General features: G+C 67.8%; 14 protein-coding genes. 13 read left to right on the top strand and 1 reads right to left on the bottom strand.

Translation table 11 applies throughout. The annotated features are described in order from the left end of the window. Positions 1–122 precede the first annotated feature (122 nt). Genes STARVERO_RS18360 through STARVERO_RS18390 form a run of 7 tightly spaced genes read left to right on the top strand, consistent with a single transcriptional unit; the run spans position 123 to position 6,692 of the window. Positions 123–1,181: an ATP-NAD kinase family protein gene (locus STARVERO_RS18360; RefSeq protein ID WP_159600622.1), complete on the top strand. Its 1,059-nt coding sequence runs from the start codon at positions 123–125 to the stop codon at positions 1,179–1,181. Positions 1,182–1,207: 26 nt separating this feature from the next. Then, positions 1,208–2,191, top strand: a complete 984-nt coding sequence (locus STARVERO_RS18365) for a thiamine pyrophosphate-dependent dehydrogenase E1 component subunit alpha (RefSeq protein WP_144341187.1) — start codon at positions 1,208–1,210, stop codon at positions 2,189–2,191. A gap of 44 nt (positions 2,192–2,235) precedes the next feature. Further along, a complete protein-coding gene (locus tag STARVERO_RS18370) occupies positions 2,236–3,255 on the top strand; it encodes an alpha-ketoacid dehydrogenase subunit beta (protein ID WP_144341188.1) in 1,020 nt (339 codons plus the stop codon). A 23-nt stretch (positions 3,256–3,278) separates the two neighbouring features. Next, positions 3,279–4,394: an acetoin dehydrogenase dihydrolipoyllysine-residue acetyltransferase subunit gene (locus STARVERO_RS18375; protein WP_159600624.1), complete on the top strand. Its 1,116-nt coding sequence runs from the start codon at positions 3,279–3,281 to the stop codon at positions 4,392–4,394. Positions 4,395–4,454: 60 nt separating this feature from the next. Beyond that, positions 4,455–5,240, top strand: a complete 786-nt coding sequence (locus tag STARVERO_RS18380) for a glucose 1-dehydrogenase (RefSeq protein WP_144341190.1) — start codon at positions 4,455–4,457, stop codon at positions 5,238–5,240. 9 nt (positions 5,241–5,249) lie between these two features. After that, on the top strand, positions 5,250–5,603 hold the full coding sequence (locus STARVERO_RS18385) for a carboxymuconolactone decarboxylase family protein (protein WP_159600626.1): 354 nt from the start codon (positions 5,250–5,252) through the stop codon (positions 5,601–5,603). Between the two features lie 15 nt (positions 5,604–5,618). Next, positions 5,619–6,692 carry a 2,3-butanediol dehydrogenase gene (locus STARVERO_RS18390; RefSeq protein ID WP_144341192.1) on the top strand — a complete coding sequence of 358 codons (1,074 nt, stop codon included), beginning with the start codon at positions 5,619–5,621 and terminating at the stop codon, positions 6,690–6,692. Positions 6,693–6,833: 141 nt separating this feature from the next. Here STARVERO_RS18390 and STARVERO_RS18395 read toward each other — a convergent pair whose 3' ends face one another. After that, on the bottom strand, positions 6,834–7,712 hold the full coding sequence (locus STARVERO_RS18395) for a LysR family transcriptional regulator (protein WP_159600628.1): 879 nt from the start codon (positions 7,710–7,712) through the stop codon (positions 6,834–6,836). On the opposite strand from STARVERO_RS18395, the gene STARVERO_RS18400 reads away from it, so the two are divergent. The 6 genes from STARVERO_RS18400 (at position 7,690) to STARVERO_RS18425 (ending at position 12,466) form a co-directional block, all read left to right on the top strand. Continuing rightward, on the top strand, positions 7,690–8,676 hold the full coding sequence (locus STARVERO_RS18400) for a transporter substrate-binding domain-containing protein (RefSeq protein WP_200837861.1): 987 nt from the start codon (positions 7,690–7,692) through the stop codon (positions 8,674–8,676). The two genes, STARVERO_RS18395 and STARVERO_RS18400, sit on opposite strands and share 23 nt — an antisense overlap. Positions 8,677–8,702: 26 nt before the next feature. After that, complete coding sequence (locus STARVERO_RS18405) at positions 8,703–9,521, top strand: amino acid ABC transporter ATP-binding protein (protein ID WP_244616817.1); 819 nt, start codon at positions 8,703–8,705, stop codon at positions 9,519–9,521. After that, positions 9,518–10,192, top strand: coding sequence for an amino acid ABC transporter permease (locus STARVERO_RS18410; RefSeq protein ID WP_144341196.1), 675 nt, complete (start codon positions 9,518–9,520; stop codon positions 10,190–10,192). Before STARVERO_RS18405 ends, STARVERO_RS18410 begins: the two co-directional genes overlap by 4 nt. Before the next feature lie 37 nt (positions 10,193–10,229). Next, positions 10,230–11,681, top strand: coding sequence for an MmgE/PrpD family protein (locus STARVERO_RS18415; RefSeq protein ID WP_159600630.1), 1,452 nt, complete (start codon positions 10,230–10,232; stop codon positions 11,679–11,681). 67 nt (positions 11,682–11,748) lie between these two features. Then, complete coding sequence (locus STARVERO_RS18420; protein ID WP_159600632.1) at positions 11,749–12,093, top strand: YidH family protein; 345 nt, start codon at positions 11,749–11,751, stop codon at positions 12,091–12,093. A gap of 7 nt (positions 12,094–12,100) precedes the next feature. Then, on the top strand, positions 12,101–12,466 hold the full coding sequence (locus STARVERO_RS18425) for a DUF202 domain-containing protein (RefSeq protein WP_159600634.1): 366 nt from the start codon (positions 12,101–12,103) through the stop codon (positions 12,464–12,466). The last annotated feature ends 6 nt before the right edge of the window (positions 12,467–12,472 follow it).

Below are 12,472 nucleotides of genomic sequence, written 5' to 3' on the forward strand. Positions count from 1 at the left end.
GCAAGCACCAGCGTTGCGAATTTGCGGATCAATCATATCAACAACTTAGCCGGATCCCGGCGCTTGGCCCGCCGCTTGCGGAGAAGAGCGTCAAAAAGAAAACGCCCAGGGAAGGAAGCCGGATGACGCCGAAGGTCGGCATTATCGCCAATCCGATTTCGGCGCGGGACATACGCCGCGTCGTCGCCAGCGCCAACAGCGTGCAGATCGCCGATCGTGCCAACATCGTGCAGCGGGCTCTCGCCGCCCTCTCCGCCTGCGGCATCGAGGAGGCGGTGATGATGCCGGAGCGCGGCGGCATCGCCAGCCATCTCCTGCGCAGCATGGAGCGCTCGTCCAACCAGGGCGAAGCACGTTTTCCGCGCCTCGGTTTCCTCGACATGAAGGTCACGGGCACGGTGGAGGATACGCGGACCGCCGCCCGGATGATGGCGAGCGCGGGTGATGTCGCGGCGATCATCGTGCTCGGTGGCGACGGCACCCACCGCGCCGTGGTGAGCGAATGCGGCGCGGTGCCGATCGCCGGCATCTCCACCGGTACGAACAATGCCTTCCCCGAGCATCGCGAGCCGACCATCACCGGGCTCGCCACCGGCCTCGCCGCCATGGGCCGGGTGCCGCCGGAGATCGCCTTCGCCGCCAACAAGAAGATCGAGGTCAGCATCGATGGCGGCGCGCCGGAGATCGCGCTGGTCGATGTCGCCGTCGTCACCGACCGCTTCATCGGCGCACGCGCGCTGTGGCGGCCGGAGACCTTCCGTGAACTCTATGTCGCCTTCGCCGATCCGGAAGTGATCGGCATGGCCGCCATCGCCGGGCTCGTCGAGCCGGTGACGCGCGTCGAGGCGGGCGGTCTCGCCGTGACCCTCGCCCCGGCCGGGCAGGGCGCGATGGAGGTGCGCGCGCCCATCGCCCCCGGCCTCATCGAGACCATCGGCCTGGAAAGCTGGCGGCGCATGCCGGCCGGTACGGTCCACCGGCCGTCTCTGGCGGCCGGCTCCATCGCCCTCGACGGCGAGCGCGAGCTGTTCTTCGACCCGCATCAGGACGTCGCGATCACCCTCATCGACCGCGCCTTCCGCACCGTCGACGTCTCGGCGGTGATGCGGTTCGCCGCGCGGCAGAAGCTGCTCGTCGGCGGCCTGACGGCCGCAAGGCCGCTGGAAGACGCCCACTCATAACGACCACCAAGGAGGAAACCGACGCCATGACGAACAACCCCTTCCCCCTGTCCCGGGATCAGCTGCTCGCCGCCTACCGCACCATGCGCACCATCCGCGATTTCGAGGAGCGGCTGCATGTGGAATTCGCCAAGGGCGACATTCCCGGCTTCGTGCATCTGTATGCCGGCGAGGAAGCCTGCGCGGCGGGCATCATGATGCACCTCACCGACATCGACCGCATCGCCTCCACCCATCGCGGCCACGGCCACTGCATCGCCAAGGGCGTCGATGTCCACGAGATGATGGGCGAGATCTACGGCAAATCGACCGGCGCCTGCCGCGGCAAGGGCGGCTCCATGCACATCGCCGACCTCTCCAAGGGCATGATGGGCGCCAACGGCATCCTCGGCGCCGGGGCGCCGCTGATCTGCGGCGCCGGCCTCGCGGCGAAGTTCCGCGGCGATGGCGGCGTGGGCATTACCTTCTTCGGCGATGGCGCCTCGAACCAGGGCACCGTGCTGGAGAGCATGAACCTCGCCGCGATCTGGAACCTGCCGGTCATCTTCGTGGTCGAGAACAACGGCTACGCCGAATCCACCTCGGTCGAATACGCCACGGCGGTGGATTCCTATGTCGATCGCGCCGCCGGCTTCGGCCTTCCCGGCGTGACGGTGGACGGCACCGACTTCTTCGCCGTCTACGAGGCCGCCGGCGAGATCGTCCGCCGGGCGCGCGAGGGCGGCGGGCCGGCGCTGCTGGAGTGCAAGACCGTGCGCTTCTTCGGCCATTTCGAGGGCGACGCCCAGACCTACAAGGCCAAGGGCGAGAACGACTTCAACCGCGCCAACCGCGACTGCCTGAAGATCTTCGCCAGCCGCGTCACCGCCGCCGGCGTGGTGAGCGAGGCGGAGATCGCCCTTGTCGACCGGGAGGTCGCCTCCCTCATCGACGCCGCCGTGGAGAGCGCCAAGGGCGCGCCCCTGCCGACGCCGCGCGAACTCCTGACCGACGTCTACGTCGCCTACTGAGCCGCACCGAACGGACGAACAGAACAACACCGGAGGAAACCAGAATGGCCCGCAAGATCAGCTACAAGCAGGCGATCAACGAGGCACTCGATCTCGAGATGCGCCGCGACCCGACCGTGATCGTGCTCGGCGAGGACATCGTCGGCGGCGCCGGCGCGCCCGGCGAGATCGACGCCTGGGGCGGCGTGCTCGGCGTCACCAAGGGGCTGCACGCCAAGCACGGCAACCGGCTGATGGACACCCCGCTGTCGGAGAGCGCCTATATCGGCGCCGCCATCGGCGCGGCCGCCTGCGGCATGCGCCCGGTCGCGGAACTCATGTTCCTCGACTTCATGGGCGTGTGCTTCGACCAGATCCTCAACCAAGCGGCGAAGTTCAAGTACATGTTCGGCGGCAAGGCGAAGACGCCGGTGGTGATCCGCGCCATGGTCGGCGCCGGCTTCCGTGCCGCCGCCCAGCACTCGCAAATGCTCACCCCGATGTTCACCCACGTGCCCGGGCTGAAGGTGGTGTGCCCTTCCAACGCCTATGACGCCAAGGGCCTGTTGATCCAATCGATCCGCGACGACGACCCGGTGATCTTCTGCGAGCACAAGGCCCTCTACGGCGCCGAATGCGACGTGCCGGAGGAGAGCTACGCCATCCCCTTCGCCGAGGCGAACATCGTGCGCGAGGGCAAGGACGTGACCATCGTCAGCTACGGCCTCACCGTGCACCGCGCGCTCGACGCCGCCGAGAAGCTGGCGAAGAGCGGGGTGCAGGCGGAGGTGATCGATCTGCGCACCCTCTCGCCCATCGACTGGGACACGGTGGTCGAGAGCGTCGAGAACACCGGCCGGCTGGTGGTGGTCGACGAAGCCAATCCGCGCTGCTCCATCGCCTCGGACGTCGCCTCCTACGTGGCGCAGAACGCCTTCGGGGCCCTGAAGGCCGCACCGCAGATGGTGACGGCGCCGCACACGCCGGTGCCGTTCTCGCCGGTGCTCGAAGACCTCTACATCCCCTCGGCCGACGCCATCGCCGCCGCCGTCAACAAGACCACTGCCCGCGCGCTCGCGGCCTGATGACCGCCGCGAAGGAGACCGGAATGAACGAACGCATCAAGCCGATCGTCATGCCCAAATGGGGGCTGTCGATGTCGGAGGGCAAGGTGACCGGCTGGCTCAAGCCAGCCGGTACCAGGGTGTCGGTCGGCGACGAGATCGTCGAGGTCGAGACCGACAAGATCGCCGGCGTGGTCGAGGCCAACGAGGCCGGCACGCTGCGCCGGGTGATCGGCGCCCCGGACACCATCTACCCGGTGAAGGCGCTGATCGGCGTCATCGCCGATGACGATGTGCCGGACGCCGATATCGATGCCTATGTCGCCGAATACGCCACCCATGCCGCGGAGGAGGACGACGCGCAGGAGGCGGGACCGCGCTACGAATTCGTCGAGACCCCGGCCGGACGCCTGCGCTACGCCAGGCGCGGCGAAGGCGAGCCCAGCGTCATCCTCATTCACGGCTTCGGCGGCGACCTCGACAACTGGCTGTTCAACATTGACGCGCTGGCCGAGGCCGGCACCGTCTACGCGCTCGACCTGCCCGGTCACGGCCAGTCCGACAAGACGGTGAAAGAGGCCTCGCTCGCCGGGCTTTCCGCCGCCGTCACCGGCTTCATGGACGCGCTGGACATCGCCTCGGCGCACCTCGTCGGCCACTCCATGGGCGGGGCGATCGCAGCGCGCACCGCGCTCGACCATCCCGACCGGGTGGCTTCGGTCACGCTGATCGGCTCGGCCGGGCTCGGTGAGGAGATCAACAGCGGCTACACCGACGGCTTCGTCGCCGCCGCCTCGCGCCGCGACCTGAAACCGGTGCTGGAGCAGCTGTTCCACGATCCCGCGACCGTCACCCGGCAACTCGTCGACGACCTGCTCAAATACAAGCGTCTCGACGGCGTCGACGCGGCGCTCACGGCGCTCGCCGCGGCTCTCTTCGCCGGCGGGCGGCAGAGCGCGGTGCTCGCCGAGGCCCTGAAGGCGACGGAAACCCCGGTGCTCGTCATCTGGGGCGAGAGCGACCAGGTGATCCCCGCCGCGCATGCCGGCGTTCTCGGCACGCGCGCCAGGGCCGAGATCATCAGCGAGGCCGGTCACATGGTGCAGATGGAGAAGGCCAACCGGGTCAACGAGCTGATGCTCGCCCATATCCGGACCTGACACCCCGCCTCATCGACCCACAATCAGGCCGCCGGACTCACGGACGGCCAGGGAGGAATCATGCCTATTCTCACGAACAAGAGCATCGTCATCACCGGCGCGGCCGGCGGCATCGGCGCCGCCATCGCCACGGCGCTCGCCGCCGACGGCGCCCATATCACCGTCGCCGACCTTTCGCAGGCCGCCGCCGACAAGGTGGCGGGGGAGATCGCCAAGGCGGGCGGCAAGGCCGTCGCGGTGGCGGTCGACGTACGCGAACGCGCGCAGGTCCGCGCCATGATCGACCGCGCGGTCGAGGCGTTCGGCCGGCTCGACGTGATCTTCAACAATGCCGGCGTCGCCCAGACCAGGCCCTTCCTCGACATCACCGAGGAGGACTGGCGCTTCATCACCGACGTCAACGCGCTCGGCGTGCTGATCGGCATGCAGGAGGCGGTCAAGACCTTCAAGCAGCAGGGCGGCGGCGGCAAGATCGTCAACACCGCCTCCATCGCCGGCAAGCAGGGCTACGAGCCTCTGGCCCATTACTGCGCCTCGAAATTCGCCGTGGTGGCGATGACGCAGGCCGTCGCCCGCGCCTTCGGCAAGGACGGCATCACCGCCAACTGCTTCTGCCCCGGCGTGGTGGCGACGCCGATGTGGGACACCATCGACAAGGGCTTCCGCGACAGCGGCCTCACCCACAAGGTCAACGAGGCCTTCGACAGCTTCGCCGCCGGCGCCGTGCTGGGACGCCCCTCGCGCGCCGACGATCTCGTGGGCGTCGCGCGGTATCTCGCCTCCTCCGACTCCGATTTCATGACCGGCCAGTCGCTGCTCGTCGACGGCGGCATGGTGTTCATCTGAGAGGGCGACATGGCATCGACCGAGAACATTACGCTTGAGCTCAAGGCCATGAACCAGCGCTTCAGTGCTCTGGCCAAGGCCGCGCCGCAGACCATGGTGGCCTATCGTTCGCTGATGATGGAGGCGTCGAAGCCAGGTCTGTTGCCGGCAAAGCTCAAGGAGCTCGTCGCCGTGGCCATCGCCGTCCATCAGGGTTGCGGCGACTGCATCCTGTTCCACGTCGCCAACGCCGCGGGCCACGGCGCCTCGCGCGAGGAACTGGCGGAGGTTCTGGCGGTGAGCATCGAAATGGGAGGCGGTCCCTCGACCGTCTATGCGGGACGCGCGCTCGAGGCGTTCGACGCCCTCGCCGGGAAAGCCTGATCAAGGAGGACACAGATGAAAGCCGCCCGCTTCCACGGCAAGCGCGACGTGCGCGTCGAGAACCTGCCCGAACCCGACCGGGACACGCTCGGCCCGCACGAGGTGCTCATCCGCAACCGCTTCTGCGGCATTTGCGGCACCGACCTGCACGAATACGCCGCCGGCCCGATCTTCATCCCCACGCAGCCCCACCCCTACACCGGTGCGAAGCTGCCGCAGGTGCTCGGCCATGAATATGGCGGCACCGTCATCGCTGTCGGCCCCGAGGTGAGCGATGTCGCCCCGGGCGACAAGGTGTCGGTGCAGCCGCTGGTGTCGCCGCGCGACGACTATTTCGGCCGGCGCGGCCTCTACCAGCTCAGCGACAAGCTCGGCATTGTCGGGCTGATGTGGCCATGGGGCGGCATGGCGGAATACTCGGTGGTCAACGACTACAACGTGTTCCGCATGCCGGACTCGGTGAGCGACGAGCAGGCCGCGCTGATCGAGCCGACGGCCGTGGCGGTCTATGCCGCGGACCGCGGCGGCGTGAAGCCGGGTTCCAGCGTGCTCGTCACCGGCGCGGGGCCGATCGGCCAGTTGCAGGTGCTGGCGGCGCGCGCGGCGGGTGCGAGCCGGATCTTCCTCTCCGACACCAACGACAACCGGCTCGCCATGGCCCGGCAGCTATTGCCGGATGTCATCACCCTCAACCCGAAGTCCGACGATGTGGTGGAGGCGATCCGCGACCAGACGGAAGGCCATGTCGGCGTCGATGTCGCGCTCGAATGCGTGGGCGCGGAGGCGGCGCTCGCCACCTGCATCGAGGCGGTGCGGCGGCAGGGCGTCGTCGTGCAGGTCGGCCTGCATGTCGGAAAGCCGGCGGTCGACGGCTTCACCGTGACCTTCAAGGACATCGATGTGCGCGGCTCGTGGTGCTACTCGACGCTGATGTGGCCGCGCGTCGCCTCGATGATCGGTGCCGGCATCCTGCCGGCGGAGAAGGTGGTGACGCGGCGCATCCGCCTCGACGATGTCGTTCGCGACGGCTTCGAAGCCCTGCTCAGCCCCGCCGGCACCGAACTGAAGATCCTCATCGATCTCCAGTAGACGCGGAACGCCGTCACCCTCCCACCTTGTCGGGGTCGGCCGATGGTCTGACCCCGCTCCTTCCCCGGAGGGACGAGGAACCCTCGCCGACCGGCCGCGGCGCGCCCGCCGGCGGCACGCCCCGCTCGCCGCGCGTCTCGCCTACCAGGGCCGCTCCGCGTCGAGCACGGAGTGGATCGACGCGACGAACCGTTCGACGGCCTTGCGCGCGATACGCCGCGCGCCCAGCGCCATGACCAGCGAGACCTTCAATTCCGGCTCGAACGGACGAACGGCCAGACCCTCGGCGGCGGCCCCGATCATGGTGAACTCGTCGACCAGCGTCGCGCCCATCCCCTGACGCACCAGATGAACGGCAATCGAATATCGGTTGGTTTCCGTCGCCGACTGCTGACGATTCAGGAAATCGGGAATGCCGGCCGCCAGCAGCATCACCAGCCGTGCGTCGGTCGTGATGTAGATCAGCTCGGCGGGATCGATCTCCTCCCACCGTATGGCGACCTGCGCAGCCAGCGGATGGGCGGTCGGCAGCACGCCCACGATCCGCCCGCGCCGGACGACCGTCAGTTCCTCCCTTTCGTCGGCTGTCGGTATCACGGCCAGCCCGAGATCGTACTGGCCGCGTTCGACCAGACCGGCGATCTCGTGGTTGAGATGCATGTCGAGCGCGAGGCCGAAGTCTGGCAGGTCCCGACGGAACATCGCCGCCGCGAGCGGCAGAAGGTTGAGGGCGAGAGCCGGCGTCGCGGCCACGCGCAACTGGCCGGCCCGCAGGTGACGCACATCGTCGAGATATCGGTCGAAGCGGGCGAGTTCGTCCTCGATCCGCAGGGCCTCCTCCAGCACCAGGGCCGCCTGGGCGGTGGGTATCAGCCGTCCCCGTATGCGCTCGAACAGGGGAAAGCCGAGGCGATGTTCCATCAACGCGATGGCCTTGCTCACCGACGGCTGGGCCATGTCGAGCGCGGTGGCCGCCGCGGTGACCGAGCCAAGCCGCATGACGGTGGTGAAGATCGTCATCTCGCGCCTGTCCATCTCATTCCTTCAGGCTATGAATCTTGAAAGATTTGATATTGGACAGAATGAGAAGCGCGCGCCACCCTTTCGGTACAAGCCAGAAAGGCGCTTCCGGCAATCGCTCAACGGCCGGACGATCCAGACCAGAGGACGGACAATGCAGTTCATGCGAAGCTTGACGCGTCGATTCCTGCCGGTTGCCCTGGCGGCGGTGACATATGCCGGCCTGGCAAGCCAGGACGTGCAGGCGCAGGTGCCCAGCGACTATCAAAAGATCGTCGACGCCAAACTGGTACGCGTGGGCGCCGTGCAGGCTCCGCCATGGTACGAGAAGAACCTCGCGAGCGGCGACTGGGGCGGCCTGGTACCCGACGTCATGGACGCGATCTTCTCGAAGATCGGCGTGAAGATCGAATACGTCGAAACCCAGTGGGGTACGGCGGTCGCCGGGCTCCAGTCGGACCGCTTCGATCTTCTCGGCGCCTATAACGCGACGCCCGAGCGCGAAAAGGCGATCGACTTCACCAAGCCGATGGGCGAGCTCAAATTCGCCATCCTCACGCTGAAGGGGCCTGCCGAGACTTACGCCACCTGGGAAAAGATCGACACCGCGTCGATCCGCCTCGCCGCGGTGGACGGGGCGGGCGCGACCCGCGCGCTGCAGCCTCTCATGCCCAAGACCAACTGGTCGATCGTGCAATCCAGCGACAACATGTATCTGGAACTGCAGAGCGGGCGCGCCGATGCCCTCGTCACCAGCGACGTGCAGATCGGCCAGTATCTCAAGGCCCGCAAGAACGGCATCATGGTCATTCCGACGCCCATGCGCACCCAGCCCACCAATATCGGCCTGCGCAAGAGCGACGACAAAACCCTGCGGGACTGGCTCGACGGCCAGCTCGACACACTGCGGGCCGATGGCACGCTTGAGAAGATCTGGGCGAAGTACGTCCCGACCTCCCAGTGAACGCCCCGACGCATGAGGCCAGACCGATGAGCGCCGTCAGCCCGCCCGTTTCCGCGGATGTGCCGCTGCTTGTGGTGGACGATCTGCGCAAGTCCTTCGGTGCGCACGAGGTGCTCAAGGGCGTGTCCCTCTCGGTGAAGCCCTCGCAGGTGGTCGGGCTGCTCGGCCGCAGCGGATCGGGCAAGTCGACGCTGCTGCGCTGCCTCAACATGCTGGAGGTGCCGAGCGCCGGCCGCATCCTGCTCGAAGGCGAGGAGATCGGCTTCGAGACCGGCGCTGGCGGGCGCCGCCGCCCGCTCCCGGCCGCGCGCCTCGCCCGCCAGCGGGCGGCGATGTCTATGGTGTTCCAGCACTTCAACCTGTGGCCGCACCGCACCGTGCTCGGCAATGTCACGGAGGGACCCGTGCAGGTGCTCGGCATGTCGAGGCACGAGGCCGAGGCGCGCGGGCTCGACCTGCTGGAGCGTGTCGGTCTGAAGGACAAGGCGGACAGCTATCCGATCCGACTGTCCGGCGGCCAGCAGCAGCGGGTGGCGATCGCCCGCGCACTCGCCATGCAGCCGAAGATCATGCTGTTCGACGAGCCGACCTCCGCGCTCGATCCGGAACTGGTCGGCGAGGTACTGCAGGTCATGCTCGATCTGGCCAGGAGCGGAACCACCATGGTGGTCGTGACCCACGAGATGAGTTTCGCGCGCAATGCGTGCGACGAAGTGGTGCTGCTGGAGGGCGGCCAGATCGTGGAGCGCGGCGCACCCGATTTCGTCATGAGCCGGTCGGACAACCCGCGCGCGCGACAGTTTTTCGCCAGTCACCGTCAGGAGAATGCGGGAGGCGCGGCGTGACCTACGAGTGGGATTTTTCGATCTTCAACGAATATCGCGGCCTGCTCCTCAATGCCGCACTGGTCACTTTCCAGCTCGTGGTGCTCTCGGTAGGCCTCGGCATCCTCGTCGGGCTCGTGCTGGCCCCGTTCCGCATGGCCGAACGCCGCCTGCTGCGCTACCCGGCGACGGCGGTCATCGAGGTGGTGCGGTCCATCCCGCCGCTGGTTCTGGTGGTGTGGTGCTATTACTGCCTGCCCATTCTGACGGGGCTCGCCCTTCCGGCGTTCTGGACCTGCGTCTTTGCCATCGCGCTCTATTCCGGCGTGTTCTATGCGGAAATCTTCCGGGCCGGCGTGCAGGCGGTAGACCGCGGCCTCATCGAGGCGGGACTGTCGGTCGGCATGCGCCCGGCGACGGTGATGCTCCGCGTAACCGGACCGCTCGCCTTCCTGCGTGTGCTGCCACCCTTCACCAGCCAGTGCGTCATGGCGATCAAGAACTCGGTGCTCGGAAGCTACATCGCGGTCGGTGAAATTCTCTACGAAGGGCAAAGGCTGTCGATCCACACCTTCCGCCCGCTGGAAGTCCTCACCATGGTCGCTGCCTTCTTCGTGGCGGTGATCCTGCCGCTGACGCTGACCGCCGGCGCCATCGAGCGACATGTCTTCCTCAAGTACTTCCGTCGCTGAATCCGCGCTGTTCCCGGCTTCCATTCCCGACATGATCATGGCCAAGCATCCGGCATCGCGCGATGCCTCCCACGACCCGTCGGCCCATCATGGGCCGGGCAGCGACCACGTCACCCGGGAGGTCGCGGGCTTTGCCGCGCAACTCGACTACGACGCGATCCCCGCAACCGTGCGCCATCGCATCAAGCTGCATCTCCTCGATACGATCGCCTGCGCCCTCGCGGGAGCCGGTCTCGACATCGCGCGCAACGCGCGGGCGGTCGCCGCACGCATGGGACCAGGGGGGACGTGCCGGGTCTTCGGAACGGCGGAGCGCTTCGCCCCGGTCGCCGCGACCTTCGCCAACAGCGTCATCGCCAACGCGCTCGACTATGACGACGGCTTCGAGGTGAATGGCAAGGGCATGGGGCACCCGAGCGCGAGCATCGTGCCGGCGGCGCTCGCCGCGCTAGGCGCAAGAAGGGTTTCCGGCCGCGAGTTTCTTGCCGCCCTCGCCGCCGCCTATGAGATCAACAACCGCCTGATCCTCGCCATGCAGCCGACCGCGCGCCGCTTCCGGCAGGTCTACGGCGTCGGCCAGCATCAGACGATCGGGGCCGCCGTCGCATTCGGCAGGCTCTCCGGCTTCGACGCGGCGGCGCTGCGCAATGCCCTCGGACTGGCGGGTGCGCTGACGCCCCTGCCGAGCCTGCACAAATACAACTGGCGCACGCGGCCGATCATTTCGCTGAAGGATGGCGTCGCGCCGGCGGCGCAGGCCGGCGTGCAGGCGGCGATCATGGGAGAGGAAGGGTTCGTCGGCAGCGCCGACCTGTTCGACGGACCCCAGGGCTACTGGCGGATGATCGGTTCGGATCGGTTCGACACCTCCCTCGTCACCGAAGGCCTCGGCAGGCAGTGGCTGGCCGGCAAGGGCAGCTTCAAGACCTATCCGGCATGTCGATGGCTCGCTCCGGCACTGGAGGCTTTCGAATTGGCCTACCGGCACGCCGGCCTTGCCGCATCGGACATCGTCGCGATCCGGATCGCGACTTTTGGCGTGGTGGCGGACAAGCTGATGGAGCGTCGCCCGGTCAATCCGATCGACGCGCAGTTCAGCCTGCCCTTCCTCATCGGGGCCATCGCGACCGGCCGTGCAGCCGGTGCCGGATGGTTCACAAGCGACGCCTTCGCCGATCCGCTCCTGCACGGCGTCGCCGACAAGGTGGAAGTCGCGATCGACCCGGCCATGGACGACCTGATGAACGGGAGCCGGCGCCGCCCGTCCGCCACCGCGACGGTGGTGGCAACGGACGGCCGTGAATTCCATCGTTCGATCGAGGCGCCGTTGGGTGGCGAACTCAGGCCCGTCGACGACGATCTCGTAATTGGGAAGGCCACCGAGAATATGAGGCTCGCCGGCATCGATCCGGCTAGCCTCATCTCCTCGATCCTCGATATTGATGGCGTCGCCGACGTCGCCGGAATGCTCGAGCCATGCTTTGCGTGAGCCCGCATACGTCGACGCAGCCGCCGCCACCGCGGACGGGCGGGAACCTCACCGGGCGGGTCGCCCCATGAAGTGGTGGCATTCGGGAACGCGGCCGGATTATCGCTTCTCTCTCGCCAATGAGCGGACCTTTCTGGCCTGGATCCGGACGGCGCTGGCGCTGATCGCCGGGGCCGTCGGGATCGACCAGTACGCCTCCCACCTCGCGACACCGCCGCTGCGACTCGCGCTGTCGCTCTTCCTGCTGGTTGTCGGCGGTCTGCTCGGCGGCTTCGCCTATCGCCGCTGGGCGGGAGCGGAACGCGCCATGCGCCACGCGCAGGATCTGCCCAGAAGCCTCATGCTGCCGCTGTTGACGCTGGTCGTCACCGCGATCGCCGCCATGCTGACCGGGCTCATCATCATCGGGTGAGGATACCATGATGGATGACAACCCCAGACACGCGCCCTCGCCGGCAAAGGACAGCGGCCTGCAGTTCGAGCGGACGGCCCTCGCCTGGCTGCGTTCCGGCTTTCTCGCCATGCTCGTGGCCGGCCTCACCGCGCGCAAGGCGCTCATCGCCTGGAGCCTGCCGCATCTGGCCTCGGCCGCGCTGCTCGGCGTCCTCGCAGGCTGCCTTTTCTGGGTTGGCTATCAGCGGGGGCATTATCCGACCGAGCGTGGCGCCTATGCCGTGCGGGAGCCTCGGAATGCGCCACGATGCGTCGGCCTGCTGTTGGCCGCCGCCGCCGCCGCGCAAGCCGCGATCACGCTTGGCGCGCTGATCTCCCTCATGCCGGCCTAGCCCTCT

The organism is Starkeya nomas (assembly GCF_902703545.1).
GTDB classification, from domain to species: domain Bacteria; phylum Pseudomonadota; class Alphaproteobacteria; order Rhizobiales; family Xanthobacteraceae; genus Ancylobacter; species Ancylobacter moscoviensis.

Coding starts and splice junctions, on each gene's coding strand:
- STARVERO_RS18360 (WP_159600622.1), top strand. CDS start 123: ATGACGCCGAAGGTCGGCATTATCGCCAATCCGATTTCGGCGCGGGAC.
- STARVERO_RS18365 (WP_144341187.1), top strand. CDS start 1,208: ATGACGAACAACCCCTTCCCCCTGTCCCGGGATCAGCTGCTCGCCGCC.
- STARVERO_RS18370 (WP_144341188.1), top strand. CDS start 2,236: ATGGCCCGCAAGATCAGCTACAAGCAGGCGATCAACGAGGCACTCGAT.
- STARVERO_RS18375 (WP_159600624.1), top strand. CDS start 3,279: ATGAACGAACGCATCAAGCCGATCGTCATGCCCAAATGGGGGCTGTCG.
- STARVERO_RS18380 (WP_144341190.1), top strand. CDS start 4,455: ATGCCTATTCTCACGAACAAGAGCATCGTCATCACCGGCGCGGCCGGC.
- STARVERO_RS18385 (WP_159600626.1), top strand. CDS start 5,250: ATGGCATCGACCGAGAACATTACGCTTGAGCTCAAGGCCATGAACCAG.
- STARVERO_RS18390 (WP_144341192.1), top strand. CDS start 5,619: ATGAAAGCCGCCCGCTTCCACGGCAAGCGCGACGTGCGCGTCGAGAAC.
- STARVERO_RS18400 (WP_200837861.1), top strand. CDS start 7,690: ATGACGGTGGTGAAGATCGTCATCTCGCGCCTGTCCATCTCATTCCTT.
- STARVERO_RS18395 (WP_159600628.1), bottom strand. CDS start 7,712: ATGACGATCTTCACCACCGTCATGCGGCTTGGCTCGGTCACCGCGGCG.
- STARVERO_RS18405 (WP_244616817.1), top strand. CDS start 8,703: ATGAGCGCCGTCAGCCCGCCCGTTTCCGCGGATGTGCCGCTGCTTGTG.
- STARVERO_RS18415 (WP_159600630.1), top strand. CDS start 10,230: ATGGCCAAGCATCCGGCATCGCGCGATGCCTCCCACGACCCGTCGGCC.
- STARVERO_RS18420 (WP_159600632.1), top strand. CDS start 11,749: ATGAAGTGGTGGCATTCGGGAACGCGGCCGGATTATCGCTTCTCTCTC.
- STARVERO_RS18425 (WP_159600634.1), top strand. CDS start 12,101: ATGATGGATGACAACCCCAGACACGCGCCCTCGCCGGCAAAGGACAGC.